Annotated in this window: 21 protein-coding genes; 10 read left to right on the forward strand and 11 right to left on the reverse strand. The window is 71.5% G+C overall.

Going from position 1 to position 24,094, the window contains the following annotated elements; all coding sequences use genetic code 11:
* Positions 1-27: 27 nt before the first annotated feature.
* Together ACFYP4_RS13830 and ACFYP4_RS13835 are read right to left on the reverse strand one after the other, a co-directional pair.
* Entirely contained in the window at positions 28-522 is a 495-nt protein-coding gene (locus ACFYP4_RS13830; RefSeq protein ID WP_358850863.1) for an LURP-one-related family protein, read from the reverse strand.
* Complete coding sequence (locus tag ACFYP4_RS13835) at positions 482-1,552, reverse strand: helix-turn-helix domain-containing protein (RefSeq protein ID WP_358850862.1); 1,071 nt, start codon at positions 1,550-1,552, stop codon at positions 482-484. Before ACFYP4_RS13835 ends, ACFYP4_RS13830 begins: the two co-directional genes overlap by 41 nt.
* A 52-nt stretch (positions 1,553-1,604) precedes the next feature.
* Here ACFYP4_RS13835 and ACFYP4_RS13840 point away from each other — a divergent pair, with 52 nt between their 5' ends.
* On the forward strand, positions 1,605-2,051 hold the full coding sequence (locus tag ACFYP4_RS13840; protein ID WP_388785354.1) for a cupin domain-containing protein: 447 nt from the start codon (positions 1,605-1,607) through the stop codon (positions 2,049-2,051).
* A 91-nt stretch (positions 2,052-2,142) separates the two neighbouring features.
* Here ACFYP4_RS13840 and ACFYP4_RS13845 read toward each other — a convergent pair whose 3' ends face one another.
* The 4 genes from ACFYP4_RS13845 to ACFYP4_RS13860 all read right to left on the reverse strand — a co-directional run bounded on the left by ACFYP4_RS13845 (position 2,143) and on the right by ACFYP4_RS13860 (position 6,420).
* Positions 2,143-2,445 carry a hypothetical protein gene (locus ACFYP4_RS13845; protein WP_388785356.1) on the reverse strand — a complete coding sequence of 101 codons (303 nt, stop codon included), beginning with the start codon at positions 2,443-2,445 and terminating at the stop codon, positions 2,143-2,145.
* Between the two features lie 295 nt (positions 2,446-2,740).
* Entirely contained in the window at positions 2,741-2,983 is a 243-nt protein-coding gene (locus tag ACFYP4_RS13850; RefSeq protein ID WP_358850860.1) for a hypothetical protein, read from the reverse strand.
* 78 nt (positions 2,984-3,061) lie between these two features.
* Positions 3,062-4,354, reverse strand: a complete 1,293-nt coding sequence (locus tag ACFYP4_RS13855) for a M18 family aminopeptidase (RefSeq protein WP_388785358.1) — start codon at positions 4,352-4,354, stop codon at positions 3,062-3,064.
* Between the two features lie 239 nt (positions 4,355-4,593).
* Positions 4,594-6,420, reverse strand: coding sequence for an acyl-CoA dehydrogenase (locus ACFYP4_RS13860; RefSeq protein ID WP_388785360.1), 1,827 nt, complete (start codon positions 6,418-6,420; stop codon positions 4,594-4,596).
* 151 nt (positions 6,421-6,571) lie between these two features.
* Here ACFYP4_RS13860 and ACFYP4_RS13865 point away from each other — a divergent pair, with 151 nt between their 5' ends.
* The 4 genes from ACFYP4_RS13865 (at position 6,572) to ACFYP4_RS13880 (ending at position 10,330) form a co-directional block, all read left to right on the forward strand.
* The gene (locus ACFYP4_RS13865) at positions 6,572-7,036 is read left to right on the forward strand and encodes an SseB family protein (RefSeq protein WP_121405079.1); all 465 of its coding nucleotides are present in this window, start codon (positions 6,572-6,574) and stop codon (positions 7,034-7,036) included.
* A 148-nt stretch (positions 7,037-7,184) separates the two neighbouring features.
* Positions 7,185-8,153 carry a pirin family protein gene (locus ACFYP4_RS13870; protein ID WP_388785362.1) on the forward strand — a complete coding sequence of 323 codons (969 nt, stop codon included), beginning with the start codon at positions 7,185-7,187 and terminating at the stop codon, positions 8,151-8,153.
* 417 nt (positions 8,154-8,570) lie between these two features.
* Positions 8,571-9,542: an ATP-binding cassette domain-containing protein gene (locus ACFYP4_RS13875; RefSeq protein ID WP_388785364.1), complete on the forward strand. Its 972-nt coding sequence runs from the start codon at positions 8,571-8,573 to the stop codon at positions 9,540-9,542.
* The gene (locus ACFYP4_RS13880) at positions 9,539-10,330 is read left to right on the forward strand and encodes an ABC transporter permease (protein WP_358850855.1); all 792 of its coding nucleotides are present in this window, start codon (positions 9,539-9,541) and stop codon (positions 10,328-10,330) included. Before ACFYP4_RS13875 ends, ACFYP4_RS13880 begins: the two co-directional genes overlap by 4 nt.
* Here the strand turns inward: ACFYP4_RS13880 and ACFYP4_RS13885 are convergent.
* Positions 10,311-13,475: an ATP-binding protein gene (locus tag ACFYP4_RS13885; RefSeq protein ID WP_388785366.1), complete on the reverse strand. Its 3,165-nt coding sequence runs from the start codon at positions 13,473-13,475 to the stop codon at positions 10,311-10,313. The genes ACFYP4_RS13880 and ACFYP4_RS13885 overlap by 20 nt on opposite strands.
* A gap of 266 nt (positions 13,476-13,741) precedes the next feature.
* Here ACFYP4_RS13885 and ACFYP4_RS13890 point away from each other — a divergent pair, with 266 nt between their 5' ends.
* A complete protein-coding gene (locus tag ACFYP4_RS13890) occupies positions 13,742-14,842 on the forward strand; it encodes an AI-2E family transporter (protein WP_358850853.1) in 1,101 nt (366 codons plus the stop codon).
* Here ACFYP4_RS13890 and ACFYP4_RS13895 read toward each other — a convergent pair.
* A complete protein-coding gene (locus ACFYP4_RS13895; RefSeq protein ID WP_358850852.1) occupies positions 14,758-16,974 on the reverse strand; it encodes a SpoIIE family protein phosphatase in 2,217 nt (738 codons plus the stop codon). The genes ACFYP4_RS13890 and ACFYP4_RS13895 overlap by 85 nt on opposite strands.
* Before the next feature lie 152 nt (positions 16,975-17,126).
* Here ACFYP4_RS13895 and aspS point away from each other — a divergent pair, with 152 nt between their 5' ends.
* Together aspS and ACFYP4_RS13905 are read left to right on the forward strand one after the other, a co-directional pair.
* Entirely contained in the window at positions 17,127-18,890 is a 1,764-nt protein-coding gene (gene aspS, locus ACFYP4_RS13900; RefSeq protein ID WP_358850851.1) for an aspartate--tRNA ligase, read from the forward strand.
* A gap of 120 nt (positions 18,891-19,010) precedes the next feature.
* Positions 19,011-19,970: an intradiol ring-cleavage dioxygenase gene (locus ACFYP4_RS13905; RefSeq protein ID WP_358850850.1), complete on the forward strand. Its 960-nt coding sequence runs from the start codon at positions 19,011-19,013 to the stop codon at positions 19,968-19,970.
* 72 nt (positions 19,971-20,042) lie between these two features.
* On the opposite strand, the gene ACFYP4_RS13910 is transcribed toward ACFYP4_RS13905, so the two are convergent.
* From ACFYP4_RS13910 to ACFYP4_RS13920, 3 genes are all read right to left on the reverse strand, one after another.
* On the reverse strand, positions 20,043-20,519 hold the full coding sequence (locus tag ACFYP4_RS13910; RefSeq protein ID WP_358850849.1) for a hypothetical protein: 477 nt from the start codon (positions 20,517-20,519) through the stop codon (positions 20,043-20,045).
* 91 nt (positions 20,520-20,610) lie between these two features.
* Positions 20,611-21,483 carry a hypothetical protein gene (locus tag ACFYP4_RS13915; RefSeq protein ID WP_388785370.1) on the reverse strand — a complete coding sequence of 291 codons (873 nt, stop codon included), beginning with the start codon at positions 21,481-21,483 and terminating at the stop codon, positions 20,611-20,613.
* A 1,030-nt stretch (positions 21,484-22,513) separates the two neighbouring features.
* Positions 22,514-22,771, reverse strand: coding sequence for a hypothetical protein (locus ACFYP4_RS13920; protein ID WP_388785372.1), 258 nt, complete (start codon positions 22,769-22,771; stop codon positions 22,514-22,516).
* A gap of 218 nt (positions 22,772-22,989) precedes the next feature.
* Here ACFYP4_RS13920 and ACFYP4_RS13925 point away from each other — a divergent pair, with 218 nt between their 5' ends.
* Together ACFYP4_RS13925 and ACFYP4_RS13930 are read left to right on the forward strand one after the other, a co-directional pair.
* Entirely contained in the window at positions 22,990-23,865 is an 876-nt protein-coding gene (locus ACFYP4_RS13925) for a helix-turn-helix transcriptional regulator (protein ID WP_358850847.1), read from the forward strand.
* Positions 23,862-24,071, forward strand: a complete 210-nt coding sequence (locus tag ACFYP4_RS13930) for a DUF397 domain-containing protein (RefSeq protein ID WP_358850846.1) — start codon at positions 23,862-23,864, stop codon at positions 24,069-24,071. Before ACFYP4_RS13925 ends, ACFYP4_RS13930 begins: the two co-directional genes overlap by 4 nt.
* Positions 24,072-24,094 lie beyond the last annotated feature (23 nt).

Below are 24,094 nucleotides of genomic sequence, written 5' to 3' on the forward strand. Positions count from 1 at the left end.
CAGCCCGCCGCCGACCCGGGCGGCCCGTCAGTCCTCCTCGCCCTCCTTGTCCGCCAGGTGGATGACGCACACCGCCACGGCGATCAGGAGGGCCGCGTCCGCGTCGTCACGGACGACGTCGACGCCGTAGGTCTCGCGGACGTGGAGCCAGCGGCGGGAGATCTGGGCCAGGAGTTCGTTGTCGTAGTCGATGGCGAACTCGCGGTCCAGGATCCTGCCGCTGACGTCGAGCTCGGTGCCGTCCACCAGGGACACGCGGTAGTGGTTGCGCAGCAGCGACAGGCGCTTGCGCTTGATGGTGGCCAGGGGGTCGCCGTCCCGCTCGATCACCATCGTGTCCCGCAGGGCGAACATCTTCTGGTGGATGTCGATGAGGACCCGCCCCTGGGCGTCCTTCAGCTCGAAGGTGTCCCGCACCCGCATCGCCTTGCCGTCGACGAGGAACGTCTTGTTGCCGTGCTGGTCCTCGATCCAGTAGTCGTCACCGAGGCCGAGCAGTCGTTCGCGTACCTGGTATCTCATGCAGGAGGGCTTCCCCGGCGGCGCCTCCGAAACGCCGCCGGTAGGCCGACGGGCTGAGTCCCGTCTCGCGCCGCAGCCGCTCGCGCAGGTTGGCGGCGGTCCCCAGACCGCTGCGCCGGGCCACCACGTCGAGCCGTTCCTCGCCCCGTTCGATGAGCCGGCAGGCGAGGGCGACCCGCTCGCCGGTCAGCCACGCCAGCGGGGTCGTGCCGAGCTGGGCGCGGAAGCGCCGGTGCAGGGTGGCCGGGCTGACGGCCGCCCGCGCCGCCAGACAGGCGACCGTCAGGGGCTCGGCGACGCGCTGCCCGGCCCACGCCAGCAGGGGCGCCAGGGACTCGTCCGGCACGTCGGGCAGCGGCCGTTCCACGAACTGGCGCTGCCCCCCGTCGCGGTGCGCGGCGAACACCAGCCGCCGGGACACGGCGTTGGCGATCTCGGCGCCGTGGTCCCGCCGGACGACGTACAGCCCGAGATCGAGCGCGGCGGCACTGCCGGCCGCGGTCAGCACGTCGCCCTCGTCCACGAACAGGACGTCCGGTTCCAGGAGCACCCCCGGGTGGAGCGCGCGGAAGGAGTCGGCCCACCGCCAGTGCGTGGTCGCCCGGCGGCCGTCCAGCAGCCCCGCCTCCGCGAGCGCGAACGTGCCGGTGCAGAGGCTCATGACGCGGGCCCCGCGTGCGTGGGTGCGCCGGATCGCCTCGCGCACGGCGGCGCCGCGCGGCACGACGTTGTCGGGGCGGCCGGGGACGATCAGGGTGTCCGCGTCGTCCACGGCGTCGAGTCCGGGCACGTCGGACAGCGTGAAGAAGCCGTGATTCATCCGGACCACGGGCTCGGGGCCGCACAGCGTCAGCTCGTACAGGGGCACCGGGAGGCCGAGTTCGGGGCGCGGCAGCCCGAACAGCTCGGTGGCGACCCCGACTTCGAAGGGGTTCGTGTTCTCGTCGACGAGGACGGCGACCCGGTGGGGGCGCGGCGCCGGGGCGGTGCCCGGCACCCGCGGTCCCGCTTGCGAGGATCCTTGCGGCATACGCGATTTCTAGCACTCGCGGACGGGTCGTACCAGGCCCGAGCATGGGGCCATGAGCAGCGAACGCAACGAGCGCAAAGAACGCGACGAACGCAGCGGTGCCCGTGCGGGCGCCTCGCCCGTCTCCCTCACCGAGGCCCTCGGCTCCTTCGACGCCGTCTGGAGCCCTCGGATCGTCACCGCCGTCAACGACTACGACGTGCGCGTGGCCAAGGTCGAGGGCGAGCACCTCTGGCACGTGCACGACCACACGGACGAGTTCTTCCTGGTCCTGGACGGCGAGCTGAGCATCGGCCTGCGGGAGCCCGGAGGTGAGCGGACCGTCGTCCTGCCCAAGGGGTCCGTCTTCACCGTCCCGCGCGGCATCGAGCACAAGCCGGTCGCGCCGACGGGTGCCTCGCTCCTCCTCTTCGAACCGAGCGGGACCCTGAGCGTCGGCGACCGTCACGACGAGATCCCGGACCACGTGGACGTGACGACGGGGCACGCACTGGGCTGAGGGCCCGGAGCGGGGGCGGACGCACGAACCCCTCGCCGCCCGGAGGCGGCGAGGGGCTCGACGCGAACCGCGTGCGGTCGGCGGCTACGGGTTACCGGTAGCCGTCGGCCCACATCTCGTCGTCGTCCTCAACGGCGCGCTGGTCGCCCCGGACGCGCTCACGGTCGCCGGAGCCGGGCATCCCGGCGTCCGAACCGCGCCGCTCCCGGCGGTCCCTGTCCTCCGTGCCCTCCATGCCCTCCGGGTCGCGCGGGACCCGGCGGTCGCGCGGTCCCTCGGGGTCCCGCGGGTTCTCGCGGTCGCGCCTGCGTTCCTGAACGCCCTCGGGGGCGCCTATCCCGTCGCGCTCCCGCATACCGGGCTCGCGCATGGATTCACCGGACTCTCGTGCCATGGAACTGCTCCCTTGCAGTGACCCCCCTGCCTGAATCCGAGCATGCCTCCGTCACGACGCGTGCGCATCCCGTGGCGTTTCGGACACGCAGGGTGAGCGCAGGGGTCCTGCACATGACTGCGGGGAGGACGGTGGTCCGTCCTCCCCGCGTACTGCTCCCACACCCGGCACTCCTCGTGCCACGACCGCCTTCGGAGCGCTCGGTGTGCGGTGTGTGGCCCGTACGGCCGTCCCCGGGGGAAGGGACGTCCGCCGGGCCGTCTCGGGTGGCGGCCGGCGCCGGATCCGGGGCCTGTCAGGCGCCGTAGCCGTCGCTGTAGCCGCCGTGGCGCCGGTCTTCCTCGACCACCGGAGCGGCGGGGGGCACGACCATGCGCCGGCGCTTGGCGATGCTGCTGAACGCCGCCACGCCGATCAGACCGGCGATCATGAAGATGATGCCGACCAGATCGAGGTTGACCCCTTTCATGTCCCAGTCGGTCGCGAATGTGAGGATCGCACCAACGGCGATCAGAATGATGCACCCGCCCAGGCCCATGGGGTGTCGCCTCCTGTAGCCGATTCGGCTTGTCTTCGGGTCACCTCCGGATACCCGGGACCGTCGCGGACATGCCGACTACCCTTCCAGGAACGCCGCGAGGGAGTTGGCCAGCAGGAACGGGTCGTCCGCACCGCAGAGTTCACGCGCGCTGTGCATGGAGAGGATGGCCACGCCGACGTCGACGGTCGTGATGCCGTGCCGGGCCGCGGTGATGGGCCCGATGGTGGTGCCGCAGGGCATCGCGTTGTTGGACACGAAGGACTGGAAGGGCACACCGGCCTTCTCGCAGGCCGCCGCGAAGATGGCCCGGCCACAACCGTCGGTGGCGTAGCGGTTGTTGACGTTCACCTTGAGGATGGGGCCGCCGTTCGCGCGGGGGTGGTGCGTCGGGTCGTGCCGCTCCGCGTAGTTGGGGTGGACGGCGTGGCCGGTGTCGGAGGACAGACAGACCGTGCCGGCGAAGGCGCGCGCCCGGTCCTCGTACGTACCGCCGCGGGCGAACACCGAGCGCTCCAGGACACCGCCGAGCAGCGGGCCGTCGGCGCCGGTGTCCGACTGGGAGCCGTTCTCCTCGTGGTCGAAGGCGGCGAGGACGGGGATGTGGGACGGTTCGCCGGCGGTCGACACCGCGGCGAGGGCGGCGGTGCCGGCGTGCACCGACAGCAGGTTGTCCATGCGCGGGCCCGCGAGGAGTTCGCCGTCGCGGCCCAGGTACGCGGGGGGTTCGACGGAGTGGGTCATCAGGTCCCAGCCGGTGATCTCGCCGGCGGCCAGGCCCGTCTCCTGCTCGACGAAGGCGATCAGGTCGCCCTCGCGGGACGTGCCCAGACCCCAGATCGGCTGGAGGTGGCGCTGCTTGTCCAGCTTCAGGCCCTCGGAGGACACCGAGCGGTCCAGGTGGATGGCGAGCTGCGGGACGCGGAGCAGCGGGCGGTCGAGGTTCACCAGCCGGGTCGTACCGTCGCGCAGCGAGACGCGGCCGGCGAGGCCGAGGTCGCGGTCCAGCCAGGAGTTGAGGAGGGGGCCGCCGTAGATCTCGACGGCGACCTGGCGCCAGCCGTGGGCGCCGCTGTCGGGCAGCGGCTTGACCCGCAGGTTGGGGGAGTCGGTGTGGGCGCCCACGATCCGGAACGGGGTGTGCGGCGCGGCGCCCTCGGGGACGTACCAGGCGATGATCGCGCCGCCGCGCAGCACGAACCTGCCGCCGAAGGTCCCGTCCCACGCGTCGGTCTCGGCGACCTGACGGAATCCGGCCTTCTCCAGCCGCTCCGCGGCGTTCGCCACGGCGTGGTACGGCGTCGGGGTCGCCGCCAGGAAGGTCATCAGGTCGTCGGTGTGGCCGCGGTCGAAGCGGGAGGGTGTGCGCATGGGGTTCACCTTAACGACGCACGAGGGCCCGCTCCCGGCAGTGGGAGCGGGCCCTCGTGAGGGGGATGTGAAGGGCGGACACCTGACCGGAGGGTCAGAATCCGGTCACGGTCCGCCCGTTTCCGGACGACCGGGCGGCCGCACGGACGCCGTACGCCCTGGCCTGCCGGGATGCGCCGAGGTGGCCCTGGCGGGCCGGCCGGCGACGGCCGGGGTGGTGCCCCGGCCGGTCCGCGGGCCTAGAAGGCGGACTCGTCCAGCTCCATCAGGTCCAGGTCGACGCCCTCGGCGAGCTTGCGCGCGCCGGTCACGCCGGGCAGGACGTTGGCGGCGAAGAACTTCGCCGCGGCGATCTTGCCGGTGTAGAAGGGCTTGTCCTTGACGGAGGCGGTCTCGAGCTTCTCGGCGGCCACGGCGGCACCGCGCAGCAGCAGATAGCCGACGACGACGTCACCGGAGGCCATCAGCAGGCGGGTGGTGTTGAGACCGACCTTGTAGATGTTCTTGACGTCCTGCTCGGTGGCCGCGAGGTCGGTGAGCATCAGGCCGACGATGGCCTCCAGCTCGACGGCCGCCTTGGCGAGCTGCTCGCGGGCGGTGGACAGCTCCTCGCCGCCGGTGCCGAGCGCCAGGAACTTCTTGATGTCCTCGGCGAGGGAGTTCAGCGCGGCACCCTGGTTGCGGACGATCTTCCGGAAGAAGAAGTCCTGGCCCTGGATCGCGGTGGTGCCCTCGTACAGGGTGTCGATCTTGGCGTCGCGGATGTACTGCTCGATCGGGTACTCCTGCAGGAAGCCGGAGCCGCCGAAGGTCTGCAGGGACTGGGCGAGCTGCTCGTAGCCCTTCTCGGAGCCGTAGCCCTTGACGATCGGCAGGAGCAGGTCGTTGAGGGCCTCCAGGGCGGCGTAGTCCTCGCCGGCGGCCTCCTTGACCTGGATCTCGTCCTGGATCGCGGCGGTGTGCAGCACGAGGGCGCGCATGCCCTCCGCGTACGCCTTCTGCGTCATGAGCGAGCGGCGCACGTCCGGGTGGTGCGTGACGGTGACCTTGGGCGCGGTCTTGTCCATGAAGTTCGCCAGGTCGGGGCCCTGGACGCGCTCCTTGGCGTACTCCAGCGCGTTCAGGTAGCCCGTGGAGAGCGTGGAGATGGCCTTCGTGCCGACCATCATGCGGGCGAACTCGATGATGCGGAACATCTGGCGGATGCCGTCGTGCTTGTCGCCGATCAGCCAGCCCTTGGCGGGGTGGCGGTCGCCGAACGTCATCTCGCAGGTGTTGGACGCCTTGAGGCCCATCTTGTGCTCGACGTTCGTGGCGTACACGCCGTTGCGCTCGCCCAGCTCGCCGGTCTCGAAGTCGAACTCGTACTTCGGGACGAGGAAGAGGGACAGGCCCTTGGTGCCGGGGCCCGCGCCCTCGGGGCGCGCGAGGACGTAGTGGAGGATGTTCTCCGACATGTCGTGCTCGCCGGACGTGATGAAGCGCTTCACGCCCTCGATGTGCCAGGAGCCGTCCTCCTGCTGGACCGCCTTGGTGCGGCCGGCGCCGACGTCCGAGCCGGCGTCCGGCTCGGTGAGCACCATGGTGGAGCCCCACTGCTTGTCGACGGCGATCTTCGCGATGTGCTTCTGGACCTCGTTGCCCTCTTCGAAGAGGATGCCCGCGAAGGCGGGGCCGGAGGAGTACATCCAGACCGCCGGGTTCGCGCCGAGCACCAGCTCCGCGTAGGCCCAGATCAGGGAGCGGGGCGCGGTGGTGCCGCCGATCTCCTCGGGCAGCCCGAGGCGCCAGTACTCGGAGTCCATGAAGGCCTTGTAGGACTTCTTGAAACTCGCGGGGACGGGCGCCGTGTTGGTCTCGGGGTCGAAGACCGGCGGGTTGCGGTCGGCGTCGGCGAAGGACTCCGCCAGTTCGTTCTCCGAGAGGCGGGTCAGCTCGTCGAGGATGCTCTTGGCGGTGTCGGTGTCCATCTCCTCGAACGGGCCGGTGCCGTACAGCTTGTCGCGCCCGAGCACCTCGAAGAGGTTGAACTCGATGTCGCGGAGATTCGACTTGTAGTGCCCCATGGCGACGGCTCCGTAAGGGATAAAGGGATAGGGGAGGCCGGAGAACTAGCAGCCTCGTTACACATACCAGCAAGTACCTACGATGATGCTACCCGTCGGTAATAAGACGCAACCCCGGGTGGGTCATCTGTGACTCAGTAGTCTTTGCGGCATGTACGGCTACGACCAGAACGCGAGCGCTCAGCAGCAGTACGCCCCGCCGCAGCAGCAGATGCCCGGCGGCTACGGCCAGCAGCCGCCGCTGTACCCCGAGCCGTCCCCGCCGTCCCTCGCGGACGCGGTCCGTGCCTTCACCACCGGGTCTATGGCCGCCGAGGACTTCCAGCAGATCTTCGCCACCTCGAAGGTCTACTGCCCGCGCGGCGACAACCCCGGCTTCCTCGCGCTGCACAACACCCAGCAGCCCGTGATCCCGATGTTCACCTCGCTCAAGGAGCTGCGCCGGTACGCGGGCAAGGAGTCCAAGTACTTCGTGATCACCGGTGCCGAGGTGATCGACCTGCTGCCGACGGGCTACGGCTTCGTCCTCGACATGGAGGGTGAGCACCGCATGGTCTTCGACGCGAAGGCCGTGGAGCAGATGGTCGACTTCGCGATGCGCCGGATGTACGGCTGACGCCTCGTCGGCGGCCGGTGGCCCTGGTGTGCCGCTGTTCGCCCCGCTCGCGACGGACGCCCGGAGGGAATGCCCTCCGGGCGTCCGTCGTTGTGGGTGGCAGAAAGTTCAACAATCAACTAATCTCGGAGCCGAGGAGGTACCCGACATGCCTGCAGTGACCGTCGAGAACCCGCTGACCCTTCCCCGTGTGGTCGCGCCCGCCGACGCCGTGGCCCGTCCCGTACTCACGGTGACGACCGCGCCCAGTGGCTTCGAGGGAGAGGGCTTCCCGGTGCGCCGGGCGTTCGCCGGGATCAACTACCGGCACCTCGACCCGTTCATCATGATGGACCAGATGGGCGAGGTGGAGTACGCGCCGGGAGAGCCCAAGGGCACCCCCTGGCACCCCCACCGCGGCTTCGAGACCGTCACGTACATCATCGACGGGATCTTCGACCACCAGGACTCCAACGGCGGCGGCACCATCACCAACGGCGACACCCAGTGGATGACGGCCGGCGCGGGCCTGCTGCACATCGAGGCGCCGCCGGAGTCGCTCGTCATGTCCGGCGGTCTCTTCCACGGGCTCCAGCTGTGGGTGAACCTGCCGGCCAGGGACAAGATGATGGCCCCCCGCTACCAGGACATCCGCGGGGGTCAGGTCCAGCTGCTGACCACCCCCGACGGCGGCGCGCTGCTGCGGGTCATCGCCGGTGAGCTGGACGGCCACGAGGGCCCCGGCATCACGCACACGCCGATCACCATGATTCACGCGACCGTGGCGCCCGGTGCCGAGCTGACGCTCCCGTGGCGCGAGGACTTCAACGGCCTCGCGTACGTGCTCGCCGGGCGCGGCAGCGTCGGCGCGGAGCGCCGTCCCGTCCACAGCGGCCAGACCGCCGTCTTCGGCGCCGGTTCCTCGCTGACCGTCCGCGCGGACGAGCGGCAGGACGCGAACACGCCGGACCTGGAGATCGTGATCCTCGGCGGACAGCCGATACGCGAGCCAATGGCCCACTACGGCCCCTTCGTGATGAACACCCGCGACGAGCTCCAGCAGGCGTTCGAGGACTTCCAGAAGGGCCGCCTGGGCACGATCCCGGCGGTGCACGGGATGTCCGAGGGCGGTCTGTAGGACCCGCCGGTACCCGGCGTGGCCGCGTTTCGCCCGACCCGGCGGGGCCGCCCACCCGGGACGAGCTTCGGCCCCGCGAGGGGCAAAGCCCCCTCCACGCTGACGAGCCCCGCCCTGACACGGCGGGGCTCGCCTGCGTTTCGCTGTCCGCGTCGGGCGCGACGGCCGGGGCCTCGCGGCCGGGCGGGGCGGGCCCGCCGGGTTCCTGTGGGACGGGTTTCGTCCGCCGGGTCCTCCCGGGGTGCCGGTGCCTTCTCCGCCCGGGCCTCGCGGAGCGCCGGCGTCCGTCCCCCGGGCCCGGGGCGAGCCCCGGTTGCACGGACCCGCGCTTCCCGCGGCCCCCGGCGAGCCCCGGTTCCGCGGTGGTGAAACCGGCGTGAAACCGCGCTGAATGCGCCCCGCCGCATTCTCTGCCGCATGACGACAACCACCCCGCGCTCCCTCGCCATCGCGGCCAGGGGACTGCGTAAGGCCTACGGGGACAAGACGGTCCTCGACGGCATCGACCTGGAGGTGCCGGCCGGCACCGTCTTCGCCCTGCTCGGCCCGAACGGCGCCGGCAAGACCACCGCCGTCAAGATCCTCTCCACCCTCATCGGCGCCGACGCCGGCGACCTCCGGGTGGGCGGCCACGACCTGGCCGCCGACCCGCACGCCGTCCGCGCCGCGATCGGTGTCACCGGACAGTTCTCCGCCGTCGACGGCCTGATCACCGGCGAGGAGAACATGCTCCTCATGGCGGACCTGCACCACCTGCCCAGGCAGGAGGGCCGCCGCGTCACCGCGGAGCTGCTGGAGCGGTTCGACCTCACCGAGGCCGCGAAGAAGCCCGTCTCCACCTACTCCGGGGGTATGAAGCGCCGCCTGGACATCGCCATGACGCTGGTCGGCGAGCCGCGGATCATCTTCCTCGACGAGCCGACCACCGGCCTCGACCCCCGCTCCCGCCACACCATGTGGGGGATCATCCGCGAGCTGGTCTCCGGCGGCGTCACCGTCTTCCTCACCACCCAGTACCTGGAGGAGGCCGACGAACTCGCCGACCGCATCGCGGTGCTGAGCGACGGCAGGATCGCCGCCGAGGGAAGCGCCGACCAGCTGAAGCGGCTGGTCCCGGGCGGCCACGTGCGGCTGCGCTTCACCGACCCGGTCGCCTACCAGCAGGCCGCCGCCGCCCTGCGCGAGGTCACCCGCGACGACGAGGCGCTGTCCCTGCAGATCCCCAGCGACGGCAGCCAGCGCGAACTGCGCTCCGTCCTCGACTGGCTGGACACGGCCGGCATCGAGGCCGACGAGCTGACCGTGCACACCCCCGACCTCGACGACGTGTTCTTCGCCCTGACCGGCGGCACCACCGTCCCCAGCCCGTCCAAGGAGACCGTCCGATGAGCGCCCTGTCCCTCGCCGTCCGCGACTCGAACACCATGCTTCGCCGCAACCTGCTGCACGCGCGGCGCTACCCGTCCCTCACCCTGAACCTGCTGCTCACGCCGATCATGATGCTGCTGCTCTTCGTCTACATCTTCGGCGACGTGATGAGCGCGGGCATCGGCGGCGGCGGCGCCGACCGCTCCGAGTACATCGCCTACATCGTCCCGGGCATCCTGATGATGACCATCGGCAGCACCGTGATCGGGGCCGCGGTGTCCGTCTCCACCGACATGGCCGAGGGCCTCATCGCCCGCTTCCGCACGATGGCGATCCACCGCAGCTCCGTGATCATCGGGCACGTCGTCGGCAGCGTGCTGCAGGTGCTCGCCAGCCTGGTCCTCGTCGGCGCGGTCGGCGTGGCCATCGGCTTCCGGTCCACGGACGCCACGGCGCTGGAGTGGCTGGCCGCGTTCGGGCTGCTCGCTCTGTTCACCCTGGCGCTCACCTGGATCGCCGTCGGGATGGGCATGGCCAGCCCCAACGCCGAGGCCGCCAGCAACATGGCGATGCCGCTGATCCTCCTCCCGCTCATCTCCAGCGCCTTCATCCCCGCCGACACGATGCCGGGCTGGTTCCAGCCGATCGCCGAGTACCAGCCCTTCACCCCCGCCATCGAGACGGTGCGCGGCCTGCTGCTCGGCAGCGAGATCGGGAACAACTGGTGGATCGCGATCCTGTGGTGCGTCGGTCTGTCCGCGCTCGGCTACCGCTGGTCGACGGCGCTGTTCAACCGCGACCCGAAATGAGCGCACGGGCTGCCTCGCGCAGCTCGTCCCGCTCCAGGGCGGCGTACTCCGACACCGCGTCGGCGTAGGCCGCCCTGTCGGCGTGCTCGGCCGCCTTGCGGGCACGGTCCGCCGACATGGTCGGCTGGTAGTCGCGCAGCACCCGCAGCCGTCCGGCCAGTGCGATCATCCGTACGGCGGAGACGTCGCCGGAGGCGAGCCGCGCCAGGCCGAGGGCGTGCAGCACCGTCCCCAGCACGGGCAGGTCCATGGGCGAGTGGGACGGGGCCGCGAGCAGGATCCGCAGCCCCTGGCGCAGCCGCTCGACCGGTTCCGCGACCAGTTCGACGCGGCCGGCGTGCGCGTGCGCCGTCACCGCCGCCGACTGGATCTGCAGCGCCCACCGGTCGAGGAAGGGATCGCCGCGGTACAGCGAGCCGGCTGCGGTCACCCCCTCCACGGCGCTGCGCCACAGGCCCAGCCCGACCTCCGTCAGTCCGCGGGCGAGGGCGATCTCGGCGCGGCCGCCGAGGTCGGCGCTGTCGGAGTCGTCCTTCTGCGGGTTGCCGACGGCCTCCGCCTGCCGCAGCCAGTACTCGGCCTCGTCGGGGTCGCCGCGCTGGAGGCAGGCGAGGACGAGACCCCAGCGGACACCGATGGTGTCCCGCTCGTCGCCGAGCCGCGGCAGGGCCTCGAGCGCCGCCCTGAGGTGCCCGTACGCGGCCTCGCCCCGCTCCAGCTGCAGGTACAGCTGGCTCAGCCGGGAGTGGCCCATGACCTGGAGGAACGGGTTGTCGACCGGCGCCAGCGCGGCGACGGTGCGGCGGGCCGAGGCGAGCGCGCGGTCGATGTCGTGCTCGTACTCCCAGACGTAGGTGGCGACGCACTCGGCGATGCCGGCGAGCAGCGGCCGTTCGCTGTCGCAGAGTTTTCGCAGCACGTCGTAGTCGGGAGGCAGCATCTCGGGGACCGCGCCCAGCACCGTCGCGATGGCGCGCAGCAGGGTGTCCGGCGGTGCCGGGGGCAGCCGCCGGAGGGTGACGAGCTGGCGTACGACGTGCGGGCCGTAGCCCATGAACAGGCTCGCGGTGCACAACACCGCGGCGGCGCGGGTGACTTCGACGTACTCGGGTTCGGGGTGGTAGTGCGACAGCGGCGGGCCGGTGTCCGCGGCGAGGGCGGCGAGACGCAGGTAGTTGGAGTCGGTGGACCACAGGGCGGCCAGGACGGCGGTGAGGGCGGCGGTGGTGGGACCGTCCGTGCGGGCCAGGGCGTACCGCAGGGCCAGGACGAGGTTGTCCTGCTCGGCCCTGATCCGCTCCCAGGCCGCGATGGGGTCCGCCCCGCGCGGGCCGGGCCGGGAGTCAGGGGAGGATTCCGAGGCGAAGAACCAGTCGTGGTACGCGACCCCGAAGTCCCGTGCCCAGGCGAGGAACCGGCCGACGGCCTCCTCTTCCTCGCCCGCCTCCGCCCGCCGGGCCGCACTGAACTCCCGTACGGTCTCCAGCATCCGGAACCGCACGCCGGCCGGGGTGTCGGCGACCGTGAGCAGTGACTGATCGGCGAGCTGCTCCAGCAGCAGCAGCGCATCCTCGCCGAGGACCTGTTCCGCCGCCGCGCCACCGAAGCCGCCGGGGAAGACGGACATCGTGCGCAGGGCCGCCCTGGCCTGTTCGTCGAGGAGGTTCCAGCTCCAGTCCACGACCGCGTGCAGGGTGCGGTGGCGTTCCGGTACGTCCCGCGCCCCGCCGCGCAGCAGCGCGAACCGGTCGCCGAGGCGGCGCGCGATCTCCGGCACCGACAGCACCCGTACTCGCGCCGCGGCCAGTTCCACGGCGAGCGGCAGCCCGTCGAGGTGGCGGCACAGCTCGGCCACCGCGTCCGGCGGCAGCTCCACTCCGGGCCGGGCGGCCCGGGCCCGCTGGGTGAACAGCTCGGCCGAGGTGCCGAGGTCCAGTTCGGGCAGCGCGAAGACCGCCTCGGACGTCAGACCGAGCGGGGCCCGGCTGGTGGCCAGCACCCGCAGGTCCTTCGAGGACGAGACGAGGGCCTGTACGAGGTCGGCGGCGCCCCGGACGACCTGTTCGCAGTTGTCCAGGACCAGCAGGGCGGGCCCGGAGCCCAGCACGCCGAGGATGCCGGCCACCGGGGCGGAGACGTGGCCGCTCACCGCGCCGGGACGTCCCTCGCCCGCGCCGAGCGCGGAGGCCACCTCCGTGGTCACGTCCTCGTCGGCGGTGACGCCCGCGAGGGTCACGAAATACACCACGCGCTGCTCGGCCCGGCGGCTGACGGCGTGCGCGAGCCGGGTCTTGCCGAGGCCGCCGGGACCGACGACGGTGACGGCGCGGGAGGCGCGCAGCAGCCGTTCCACCTCCGTGATGTCGTCGTCCCGCCCCAGCAGCGGGTTCGGCTCGTGCGGCACGCCGTGCCGTACGGCCGGTGACTCGCCGCGCAACAGCTCGCGCTGTACGGCCTTCAGGGCGGGGCCCGGGTCGGTGCCGAGCTGCTCGCGCAGCTCACGGCGGTACGTCTCGTACCGGCTCAGCGCGGCGGACGGGCCGGTGGTCGCCGCCTCGCCGCGCAGCAGCTCGGCGAGCACCTCCTCGTCGCGCGGGCGCTCCGCGGCGGCCGCGGCCAGCGGCGCGGCCGCCTCCGCGTGCCGTCCGAGTCGGGCGAGCGCGAGCGCCCGCGCGCGGATCAGCGCGTCGCGGACGGGGGCGCGTTCGGCGCGCAGCGCGGCCACGGGGTCGTCCCGGTCGCCGGTCCCGTCCGGGGTGCCCTCCCACAGCGCGAGTCCGGCCTCGGCCGCGGCCAGCGATCCCGCGTGGTCCCCTGCCCTGGCCCGGCCGGCGCTCGCGGCGGCGTGCAGCAGCAGGGCGGAGCTGTCGACCCGGTCCTCGGCGAGGGCGAGCCGGTAGCCGGTCGGCGTGCTGGTGATGAGGTCGGCGCCGAGCTGGGCCCGCGCCCTGGACACCAGGACCTGGAGCGCCTTTCCCGGGTGCTCGGGCAATTCGTCCGGCCACAGCCCCGCCACGAGCCGCTCGGTGCCGCAGCCCGTGCGCAGGTCGCTCGCCAGCAGGGCGAGGAGGCCGCGGAGGCGGGGCGCGGTGACCTCCCGTCCGCGATGGGCGACACACGGCAGCAGGGTCAGGTCGGTGGTCACCCGTGCAGATTAGCCGCGGGCCGGCCGCGGCAACTCCCTCCGTGTCCCAACTCCCGCCGCACGAAGGGCTCCCCAGGCCCGCACACCCGTGCCGGGGGTTCCCGCGCCCGCGGCCGGTGAGCCGTTCCCGGGCCGGCCCGGTGGGTTCTCGCCGCGGCGGGTGTCGGTCCGGTGGGCTCCCGCCGCGTCGGGAGTCCCTGACGTCGTGTCACCCGGGCGGGCCGCTTCGCGAGGACAGGCCGTCCGCCGCGTGATCGGCTGGGGGCGTGCAGCTACTTCCCGAAGGCGTCCGGCGGCTGGCCGCCTGGTGTGTCGTGGTCCTGCTCGTCGCCGGCGTCGTCTGGGTGGGGATCCGGCTCTGCGGCGAACTGCGGACGGCGGTCGTGCCCGTGCTGCTCGCGCTGCTCGGGACGGCGCTCCTCGGGCCGCTGTACCGGCGGCTGGTGCACGTGAAGGTCAACCGGTCGCTCGCCGCCGGCCTCACCTGCGTCGCGGTGGTCGTGGTCGTCGGCGGCGCCGTCTACATCGTCGTCGCCGCCCTCGTCGACACCGGCGACCAGATCGTCGCCTCGCTCAAGCAGGCCGCGACCTCGGTCGCCGAGCACTTCGGGGCGGCGGGCACCTCCCTGGACGACGTCGCCTCGAACTCCAGGGAGCTGCTGGGCAAGTTCGGCGGGACCGCCGCCTCCGGCGTGATCAGCGGCGTCAGCGTGGTCGGCGAGAGCCTCGCCATGGCGGTCCTGGCCCTGCTGCTCGTCTTCTTCTTCCTGCGCGACTCCCACCGCGCCTCCGGCGCGCTGCGCGCCCTCTCCCCGCACGGCACCGCCGACACCGTCGAGGCCATGGCCCGCCGCGCCTTCGAGGCCGTCGAGGGCTTCATGCGCGGTACGACCCTCATCGCGCTGATCGACGCCGTCTGCATCACCGTCGGCCTGCTGGTCCTCGGTGTCCCCGGCGCCGTCGGCCTGGGCGCGCTGGTGTTCGTGGGCGCCTACATCCCCTACCTCGGGGCCTTCCTCTCCGGGGCGGTGGCGGTCCTGGTCGCCCTCGCCGACCGGGGCTTCGTCATCGCGCTGTGGGCGCTCGGTGTCGTCGTCGCCGTCCAGGTCCTGGAGGGGCACGTCCTCCAGCCGGCCATCCAGAGCCGTACGGTGCAGATGCACCCGGCGGCCGTCCTGCTGGCGATCACCGCGGGGGCCTCGGTGGCCGGGATCCTCGGGATGCTGCTGGCCGTACCGCTGACGGCTGCCGCGTTCGGCGTCCTCGCGGAGCTGCGTACGCGCTACGCCGTGACGTCCTCGGGTCCCTCGGACAGGTCGTCGAGCCCGAACGCCACCGGGTCGTCGGACGGGCCCGAGGACTCGTAGAGCTCGAACCAGATGCTCTTGCCCTCACCCCGGGGGTCGACGCCCCACGCGTCGGCGAGCAGCTCCATGAGCACCAGACCCCGGCCCGACGAGGCCAGCTCGCCCGGCCGGCGCTTGTGCGGCAGGTCGTCGCTGCCGTCCGTGACCTCCACCCGCAGCCGGCGCTCCCCCGGCTCGCCGGTGAGCTGGGCGACGAGCGCCGCGTCCGCGTCGGTGTGCACTAGGACGTTCGTCACCATCTCGGAGGTCATCAGCACCGCCGAGTCGACCTGGTCGTCGCACGTCCAGTCGTGCAGCAGCTCCCGCAGCTGCTGCCGGGCGCCCGCGACCCGCTCGGGCTCGGCCTGCGCGACGGTGACCATCGTGCGGCGCAGGGGCGGAGGTACGACACCGACGTTGTCGCCGCAGCCGCACCCCTCGCCCTGCCGGCACAGCAGCAGCACCGCGATGTCGTCCTCGCGGCGGTCGATCAGCGGCCCGGGACTGTGGTGCGAGGACGGCCCGTGCACGGCCTGGACGAGGGAGTCGGCCAGCATCTCCATGTCGCCGTCGTGCTCCTCCAGGATCCGGCGGATCCGCCGCCAGCCGGTCTCCAGGTCGTGGCCGCCGGTCTCGATCAGTCCGTCGGTGCACAGCAGCAGGGTCTCGGCGGGCTCCAGGACCATCCGGGTGGTCGGGTAGTCCGCGTCGGGATCGACGCCGAGCGGCAGCCCGCCGGCGGTCGGCCGCGTCAGCACCGTCCCGTCGGCCATGCGGATCGCGGGGTCCGGGTGGCCGGCCCGGGCGATGTCCAGCACGCCGGTCGCCGGGTCCACCTCGACGTACAGGCAGGTCGCGAAGCGGGGGTCCATGCTCTTGCCGCCGTGGGCGACGGAGTCGGTGATCCCGTACAGGAAGCGGGAGGCGCGGGAGAGCACCGCGTCCGGACGGTGCCCCTCGGACGCGTACGCGCGCAGCGCGATCCGCAGCTGGCCCATCAGGCCCGCCGCCCGTACGTCGTGCCCCTGGACATCCCCGATGACCAGGGCGAATCTGCCGGCTCCGGACTTGGTCCGGGCGGTGCCCCCGGGCAGCGGGATCATGTCGTACCAGTCGCCGCCGACCTGGAGTCCGCCGCCGGTGGGGACGTATCGCGCGGCCACCGTCATGCCGGGTATCTCGGGGCCCAGAGTCGGCAGCATCGAGCGCTGGAGGCCGTCGGTCAGCTCCCGCTCGGACTCGGCCACGCCTGCCCGCGACAGGGCCTGCGCCAGCATCCGCGCCACCGTGGCCAGCACCGAGCGCTCGTCGGGCGTGAACGAGACCGGATAGGCGAACGCCGCCATCCAGGCCCCCATCGTGCGCCCGGCGAAGGTCAGCGGCAGGAACGCCCAGGACTGCCGCCCGAAGTGCTGGGCCAGCGGCCAGGAGGCGGGGTAGCGGGCCTTGTAGTCCTCCGGCGAGGAGAGATAGACGGCACGGCCGGTGCGGACGACCTCCGCGGCGGGATAGTCCGTGTCCAGCGACATGTGGGAGAACGGTCCGTCGTCACCCGGCTGGTGTCCGTGGTGGCCGATGATGGTCAGCCGGTCCGCCTCCGCCCCGAAGACGGCCAGCCCGTCCGGTGTGAAGCCCGGCATCGACAGCCCGGCCGCGACCCGCAGGACCTCCTCCGTGGACCGCGCCTCCGCCAGCGCGCGTCCCGCGTCCAGCAGAAACGCCTCGCGCGAGCGGCGCCAGTCGCCGGTGACCGGGGTGCGGGCGGCTGCGCCCGGCGGCTGCTCGCTGACCTCCTGGAGGGTGCCGACCAGCTTGTACTCGCCCGTCACGGGGTGGACCGACGGCCTGGAGCGGCTGCGCACCGTACGGATCACGCGCCCCTGCTCGTCCATGATCCGCAGGCGGGCCTCGGCGAGGGTGCCCTCGGCGACGGCGAGCTGCACGATGCCGTCGATCTCGTTCCAGTCGACCGGGTGGAAACGGGAGCGTACGGCCGCCTCGGTGAGGGTCGCCGGCTCGGCGGGCAGACCGAGCAGCCGAGCGGCTTCGGCGTCCAACGTCACCAGACCCGCCTCGTTGTCCCAGCGCCAAAGGCCGGTCGCGAGGGATGCCAGGACCTCTCCCACGGTGGGCAGAGGCTCACCAGTGCGCATTCACCCACTCTAAGGAGAGGTGATCGGGGACTGCCACCGAGAGTATTCGGGGCTGCGGTCCCGGGGTGGCCGGTACCCTTGGGAGATCCGGGCTCCAGCCCGGATGTTTCACGTGAAACAGCCCCCGACCCGCGAAGACTGGATGAACGACGATGCATCGGTACAGGTCCCACACCTGCGGCGAGCTCCGCGCCTCTGACGTCGAGAGCGACGTCCGGCTGAGCGGCTGGCTGCACAATCGCCGAGACCTGGGCGGCATCCTCTTCATCGATCTGCGCGACCACTACGGCATCACGCAGCTCGTCGCCCGCCCCGGTACGGCCGCCTACGAGGCCCTCGACAAGGTCTCCAAGGAGTCGACGGTCCGTGTCGACGGCAAGGTCGTCTCCCGCGGCGCGGAGAACGTGAACCCCGACCTGCCGACCGGCGAGGTCGAGGTCGAGGTGAGCGAGGTCGAGCTGCTCGGTGCGGCCGCCCCGCTGCCCTTCACGATCAACGCCGAGGACGGTGTCAACGAGGAGCGGCGGCTGGAGTACCGCTTCCTGGACCTGCGCCGTGAGCGCATGCACCGCAACATCCTGCTGCGTACGGCCGTGATCTCCGCGATCCGTCACAAGATGACGGCGCTGGGCTTCAACGAGATGGCGACGCCGATCCTCAGCGCCACCTCCCCGGAGGGCGCCCGCGACTTCGTCGTCCCGTCCCGTCTGAACCCGGGCCGGTTCTACGCGCTCCCGCAGGCCCCGCAGCAGTTCAAGCAGCTGCTGATGATCTCCGGCTTCGACCGCTACTTCCAGATCGCGCCCTGTTTCCGCGACGAGGACGCGCGCGCGGACCGCTCGCCGGGCGAGTTCTACCAGCTCGACGTGGAGATGTCCTTCGTCGAGCAGGAGGACGTCTTCCAGCCCATCGAGAAGCTCATGACCGAGCTCTTCGAGGAGTTCGGCGGCGGCCGGCACGTCACCTCCCCGTTCCCCCGCATCCCGTTCCGCGAGTCGATGCTGAAGTACGGCTCCGACAAGCCGGACCTGCGCGCCCGGCTGGAGCTCGTCGACATCACCGACGTCTTCGAGGGCTCGGAGTTCAAGGCCTTCGCGGGCAAGCACGTCCGTGCCCTGCCGGTGCCGGACGTCGCCGGCCAGTCCCGGAAGTTCTTCGACGGCCTCGGTGACTACGCGGTCGAGCAGGGCGCGAAGGGCCTGGCGTGGGTGCGCGTGGCCGAGGACGGCTCGCTGACCGGCCCGATCGCCAAGTTCCTGACCGAGGACAACGTCGCGGAACTGACGAAGCGGCTCTCCCTCTCCGCCGGTCACGCCGTCTTCTTCGGCGCGGGCGAGTTCGACGAGGTCTCGAAGATCATGGGCGCGGTGCGGGTCGAGGCCGCCAAGCGCGCCGGGCACTTCGAGGAGAACGTCTTCCGCTTCTGCTGGATCGTCGACTTCCCGATGTACGAGAAGGACGAGGACACCGGGAAGATCGACTTCTCGCACAACCCGTTCTCGATGCCGCAGGGCGGCCTGGAGGCCCTCCGGACCCAGGACCCGCTGGACATCCTGGGCTGGCAGTACGACATCGTCTGCAACGGCGTCGAGCTGTCGTCCGGTGCGATCCGGAACCACGAGCCCGAGATCATGCTCAAGGCCTTCGAGATCGCGGGCTACGACCGGGACACGGTCGAGGAGCAGTTCGCCGGCATGCTCCGCGCGTTCCGCTTCGGTGCCCCGCCGCACGGCGGTATCGCCCCGGGCGTCGACCGCATCGTCATGCTCCTCGCTGACGAGCCCAACATCCGCGAGACCATCGCGTTCCCGCTCAACGGCAACGCGCAGGACCTGATGATGGGCGCGCCGACGGAGCTCGACGAGACCCGGCTGCGCGAGCTGCACCTCTCCGTGCGGAAGCCGCAGCCGAAGTAACCGCCGACGCGTGGAGGTGGCCCGGAACCGAGGTCGGTTCCGGGCCACTTTCGCGTGGACACGGAAAACCACAGTCCGCACCTATGCTGCTCACAGGTGCCGTCCCTAGCGTCCCCGCCCATGACTGAGAACCAACGACCGGCACACAAAAGGGATCTGACGCGGCGCAAGGTCGTCGTCGCGGGCGGCGCGGCCGTCGCGGCCGTGGGCGCGGGCGGGGGCCTCGCCGTGACCGCCTTCGCGGACGGGACCAAGGCCGGCGGCCCGTCCGGCGGGGACAAGGCGTCGGAGGCGTGCTACACGCTCACCTCGGAGACCACCGAGGGCCCCTACTACATCGACGCGGACAAGATCCGCCAGGACATCACCGAGGACCAGGAGGGTATCCCGCTGACCCTCGGGCTCAAGGTGATCGACGCGGACACCTGCCGGCCGGTGAAGGACGCGGCCGTCGACATCTGGCACTGCACGGCGCTGGGCGTCTACTCCGGCTACGAGTCCATGGGCAGCGGGGGCGGCGGGGGCGGCGGTGCCCCGTCGGGCGCCCCCACCGGCGCCCCGTCCGGTACGCCGACGGGGGAGCCCCCGTCCGGCGGCCCCTCCGGCGGCCCGGGCGGCGGCGGGCACACCGAGCCGACCGACGACGAGCGGTATCTGCGGGGCACCTGGCGGACCGACAAGCACGGTCACGTCACCTTCAGGACCGTCTTCCCCGGCTGGTACCGGGGCCGCTGCGTCCACATCCATGTGAAGGTCCACGTCGACGGCGCCTGGACGGACGCCGGCTACGAGGGCGGCCACACCTGCCACACCGGCCAGCTGTTCTTCTCCGAGGAGGCGGTCCTGGCGTCGGCGGAGGTCGCCCCGTACTCCGCGAACACCGCGGCCCGCACGACCCTGACCGAGGACACCATCTACCCGGGCAACGGGACCGCGGGCGGCCTCCTGAAACTGAGGTACCGGAAGAACGCCATCGCCAAGGGGGTCACCGCGTCCCTGACGATGGGCGTCGCCCCGGACGAGACCCACGACAGCACCGACACTCAGCCGGGTGCGTCCGCGTCGGCCTCGGCCGGCTGACCCGCCCGGGGACGCCCGGGGTGCCCGGGGTGCCCGGGGTGCCCGCGGTGCGAGCCCCGGGCGGGCGGGACCTCAGGTGTCGTAGCGGCCGTCCCAGGGGGCGCCGAAGCCGAGGCGGTCCGGATAGAGCTCGGCCCATCCCTCCCCGGCGTCCTCGCCGGTGAGCAGCCCGAACAGCACGCCGTCGACGGTCAGCCGGAAGGGGCGGATCGCGATGTCCGTGTACGCGCGCCGGGGCAGGCTCCGCAGCAGCTTGCCCCGGTGGGCCCGGGCCTGGGCGAGGACCGAGCCCTCCCCGTGCGGGGCGCGCTGCTGCTCGGCCCAGGTGCCCGCACACCAGATCTCCGAGTCGCGGTAGCGCCCCTCGGCGTCGAAGGTGTGCAGCGCCACGTAGAGGCGCTTGTGCTCCTCCCAGCCGTCGTCGGGACGGAACCCTTCGGGGAAGGCGTAAGTGATCGACGCCAGGAACTGGCCGTCCGCGTACCGGCCGATGGTCTCGGTGCGGTGCTTGGGCTCGTAGGCGATCGGGATGACCTGGGGGACTGCCATGGCGAAACCATACGGGCGGGCGCGGACATGTCAGCGCCGGGGTGGGTTTCCGGCTCCCGGAGCAAAGGGGAGGTCCTTCCGCCGACCGTGGCTACTCGTCCTCGAAGATCTCTTCGGCCGTCGGGGCGGTGACGGCACGTCGGTGCCAGCGACGCAGGGTCTCGGGATCGGCACAGCCGACGATGCGCTCACGAACCGTTCGGGGGACGTCGAGGCCGCGTACGTCCAGTACTTCCAGGATGTCCTCGGCAGCACGCCGCGCCTCGCCTTCCGCGCGGAGTTCTTGCGAGAGGTCCGACTTGTAGAAGGAGAGGTCCACAGCCACCAGTTTCCTCCAGATCTGCTGGGCCGGGCGCTTGCCCAGGCCCTGGGCGGTGAATTCGATGATCGGGCCGGCGATGTCTTCGGAAACACCCCGCAGGGCGGTGGACAGCGCTTCCAGTATGGCACCGATGTCCGGATCACCCGCGTGTGTGATCGCGGCGAGGGTGGCCAGCACGAGGTCGTCACGGGCCTCGGCCGGGTCGGTGATGACAGGCATGTTGTGCGGGCCCGCCACGACGGGCCTGAGGACGAGGGTCGGCATCTGGGGCGGCCCGCTGGCCACCGGTTGCTGAGCCCATTCGCCGGTTGAATGGTCCTGGACCACGACCATGAGAGCTGTGGGTAACCGGTATTTGGTCCACAGGTATGCGGTGTAGTACGCCCAGCTCGCGGGCTTGGTCGGGTCCTTCTTGCCCTGCGCTTCGATGGCGAGGAGAAAGGCGCCGTGTTCCGCGTTGTCGAGGCGCAGGAGGGTGTCCACCCGGCGTTCCACGGGGTTGTTTTCGGTGAGGTCGGTGGGCAGGACCGTGATGCTGTCGGGAGTGGGGAAATCGAATCCGAGGACCTTCGAGACGCGACTGAAAAGCCGGGTGTCGTGCTGGAAGATGCGGTGCATCGCTTCGTGGGGTGAGCTGACCATTCGGTTCCTTGGGCTCAGTGGCGGGTGAGGGCACGGCGGTCGCCGCAGTGGTGTGGGTCGGGGCCGCGGTAGCGCGGTCGCAGGTGTCGCAGTTCCGCATGGGATACCGGACGGCTGGTGGCGGCTCGGGGGTGCGGAACGGAGGCAGGGGCGGCAGTTTGACCCGCCTCCTCCTCTCCGCAACGGACGCCGAACACCTCGTCCCCGGCGTCGCCGCCTGGCGGGAACGGGACCTGACTCCCACCGCCGTACGCCACGCACTGACCGGCGACCTGCCATCGGAGCCCCTGGTCCACCCGGTCGCCCTCCTGGCTCACCGCCTGATGGGGTCGGTGGGCAGAGGCCGACGAGGACTTCGGTGGCCGCCCGCAGGACGGCGCGGGAGGTGTACGCGGGCTTCGGTACGGCGGGGAGGGCCGCGCGGCGCGGGGGTTTCGCCGTGGGGCGTCGTCTGCACGGCGGGCCGGGAGCTTGTGTGGTGTCCCTTCGGACCCGGCGCGGTGGCGGCCGGGTTGGTTGCAGGAGACGGTGCGGGTGACGATCCGGCCGGTCGGCGTGCGTTCGCGGGTGCGGCGCAGGTAGCCGTGGGCTTCGAGTTCGCGCAGACCGGTGGCGATACGGGTCGGGGGAAGCGGGCGGCGAGGGTCTCGATGTCGATGGCCGCGCCGGCGGGAGGGACTGGATGTGGCAGGCCAGTCCGATCGGCATGAGCGACAGGTCCGGGTGCTGAGCCAAGTGGTTGCCGATCACCGTGAAGCGGGTGGTGTGCCGGGTGTTGTCGTGGGTGACGCCGCCGGGGTGCGTATGTGCGTTCGCGTGAGTGCGCCGGTGCGGGTGGTTTTCCCGCTCATACGCGACTGGGCGTGCGGGCGCACGCTAGTGTTTTGGGTGTCCATCGGGAAGGTGCTTTCTTCCTTGGTGGTCAGGCCCTCGCATCGGGATGCCAGTCCCGGCGAGGGCCGTTGCATGTCCGGCGTCGTTGTGCCGTGCTGCGCAGAGCGTAGGGCAGGCAACCTGCCATGGATCCAGCTCAGTTGGTGATGTTCACTCGCGCGAGTGAGCGTGTGCTGTGGGCGGGAGGGGGGCTTGGTGCGGTTTCTTTCCTCTCACGGGTCCTGGGAAAGCCGCCGAAATCACCGGACCACACGCGGCCGAAGTCTGGTGGCTCGCCCCGCGCCAGGACGACGGCGACGAGGTGTTCGGCGGCCTCGCCGACGTGGTGGGGCAGGTCCCGGGTGCGCATCCAGCGCGCGGCGAGCAGCCGGGCGAGCCGGGTGTCGCGGAGCATGGGACAACAGCACGCTGAAGTGATCGTTGCGCGGGTGGAGTTGGGTGGACTTTTCCTGGTTCACGTCACTGAGCCTGCCTGCTCGTGCCTACCGTGAACAGTGACATCGCCGGTACGCACGGTGACTGTCCGGGGCTTGTCGGCCGTTGTCCGGACCGTCGGAAAGCGGCTTGCGGGTAGGGGCGTTGCGGCATGGCGGTACGACGGAGAGGCGCGGTATGTCAGTCGACGGAGAGGTGCGGCGGCTCTGGAGCGAGGTCGATGAGCCGGGGTGGGAGGTCGACCCGGACGACGAGTGGGGCGTGGCCGTACTCGCCACGGTGGGGCGGCAGTTGAAGCTGCGGCGGGAGACGGTGGGGATGCGGGCCGCCGAGTTCGGAGAGGCGGTCGGGTACGGGGAGGACCTTGTCTACAAAGTCGAGGGTGGGAAACGCATCCCCCGGCAGGAGTACCTGGACAGAGCCGACGAGGTGCTGGGCGCCGGCGGACTCATCGCCGCCGCCTGGGAGGACGTGAAGAAGGTCCGGTATCCGAAGAGGGTGCGGGAGCTGGGCAAGTTGGAGGCTCAGGCGGTAGAGATCGGGGTGTACGAGTGCAACAGCGTCCACGGGCTTCTGCAGACGCCGGAGCACGCCCGAGCCCTGATGGAAGCGGCGCAGCCGCCCTACTCCGCGGACGACGTGGAACGCATGGTCGCCGCACGGCTGGCACGGCAGTCTGTCTTCGAACGCGACCAGGCTCCGTCCATCCACTTCGTGCTGGAAGAGGCGCCGCTTCGCCGGCAGGTCGGGGGCACAATGGTGTGGCGAAGGCAGCTCGAACGTCTGCTGGAGGTGGGGCGGTTGAACAACGTCACTCTTCAGGTCATGCCGACGAACACGGATGCTCACCCAGGTGTGGATGGCAAGATCGAGTTGCTGAAGTTTCCGGACGGTACGGCGGTGGGACGCTCCGACGGGGCGTTCAACGGGCGCCCGATCGCCGATCCGAAGCAGCTTCGTATCCTCGAACTGCGGTATGGAACGATCCGGGCACAGGCCCTCCCCCCGAGGGAGTCGCTGGCTTTCATCGAGACACTGCTGGGAGAAACATGATCCGCAAGGCCTCCGCCGGGGACGCCTCCGAACTGGTGTGGTTCAAGAGCAGCTACAGCAGTGGCACCGACGGCAACTCCTGTGTGGAACTCGCTCTCACCCCCGGCACCGTGCACGTCCGCGATTCCAAGGATGTCGAGGGCCCCCGTCTGGCGCTCACGCCGGACGCCTGGGCGGACTTCGTGGCCTACGCCTCGGAACACTGACGTCCGGGCCCGGGAAAATCTCC

Source organism: Streptomyces sp. NPDC005551, assembly GCF_042871785.1.
GTDB lineage: Bacteria > Actinomycetota > Actinomycetes > Streptomycetales > Streptomycetaceae > Streptomyces.

What these genes read in the sequence shown, in the direction of transcription:
- ACFYP4_RS13855 (WP_388785358.1), bottom strand. Translation starts at nt 4,354, where the DNA reads ATGCGCACACCCTCCCGCTTCGACCGCGGCCACACCGACGACCTGATG.
- ACFYP4_RS13850 (WP_358850860.1), bottom strand. Translation starts at nt 2,983, where the DNA reads ATGGGCCTGGGCGGGTGCATCATTCTGATCGCCGTTGGTGCGATCCTC.
- ACFYP4_RS13915 (WP_388785370.1), bottom strand. Translation starts at nt 21,483, where the DNA reads ATGGTCAGCTCACCCCACGAAGCGATGCACCGCATCTTCCAGCACGAC.
- ACFYP4_RS13925 (WP_358850847.1), top strand. Translation starts at nt 22,990, where the DNA reads ATGTCAGTCGACGGAGAGGTGCGGCGGCTCTGGAGCGAGGTCGATGAG.
- ACFYP4_RS13875 (WP_388785364.1), top strand. Translation starts at nt 8,571, where the DNA reads ATGACGACAACCACCCCGCGCTCCCTCGCCATCGCGGCCAGGGGACTG.
- ACFYP4_RS13845 (WP_388785356.1), bottom strand. Translation starts at nt 2,445, where the DNA reads ATGGCACGAGAGTCCGGTGAATCCATGCGCGAGCCCGGTATGCGGGAG.
- ACFYP4_RS13835 (WP_358850862.1), bottom strand. Translation starts at nt 1,552, where the DNA reads ATGCCGCAAGGATCCTCGCAAGCGGGACCGCGGGTGCCGGGCACCGCC.
- ACFYP4_RS13860 (WP_388785360.1), bottom strand. Translation starts at nt 6,420, where the DNA reads ATGGGGCACTACAAGTCGAATCTCCGCGACATCGAGTTCAACCTCTTC.
- ACFYP4_RS13895 (WP_358850852.1), bottom strand. Translation starts at nt 16,974, where the DNA reads ATGCGCACTGGTGAGCCTCTGCCCACCGTGGGAGAGGTCCTGGCATCC.
- ACFYP4_RS13840 (WP_388785354.1), top strand. Translation starts at nt 1,605, where the DNA reads ATGAGCAGCGAACGCAACGAGCGCAAAGAACGCGACGAACGCAGCGGT.
- ACFYP4_RS13865 (WP_121405079.1), top strand. Translation starts at nt 6,572, where the DNA reads ATGTACGGCTACGACCAGAACGCGAGCGCTCAGCAGCAGTACGCCCCG.
- ACFYP4_RS13870 (WP_388785362.1), top strand. Translation starts at nt 7,185, where the DNA reads ATGCCTGCAGTGACCGTCGAGAACCCGCTGACCCTTCCCCGTGTGGTC.
- ACFYP4_RS13905 (WP_358850850.1), top strand. Translation starts at nt 19,011, where the DNA reads ATGACTGAGAACCAACGACCGGCACACAAAAGGGATCTGACGCGGCGC.
- ACFYP4_RS13920 (WP_388785372.1), bottom strand. Translation starts at nt 22,771, where the DNA reads ATGCTCCGCGACACCCGGCTCGCCCGGCTGCTCGCCGCGCGCTGGATG.
- ACFYP4_RS13880 (WP_358850855.1), top strand. Translation starts at nt 9,539, where the DNA reads ATGAGCGCCCTGTCCCTCGCCGTCCGCGACTCGAACACCATGCTTCGC.
- ACFYP4_RS13910 (WP_358850849.1), bottom strand. Translation starts at nt 20,519, where the DNA reads ATGGCAGTCCCCCAGGTCATCCCGATCGCCTACGAGCCCAAGCACCGC.
- aspS (WP_358850851.1), top strand. Translation starts at nt 17,127, where the DNA reads ATGCATCGGTACAGGTCCCACACCTGCGGCGAGCTCCGCGCCTCTGAC.
- ACFYP4_RS13930 (WP_358850846.1), top strand. Translation starts at nt 23,862, where the DNA reads ATGATCCGCAAGGCCTCCGCCGGGGACGCCTCCGAACTGGTGTGGTTC.
- ACFYP4_RS13830 (WP_358850863.1), bottom strand. Translation starts at nt 522, where the DNA reads ATGAGATACCAGGTACGCGAACGACTGCTCGGCCTCGGTGACGACTAC.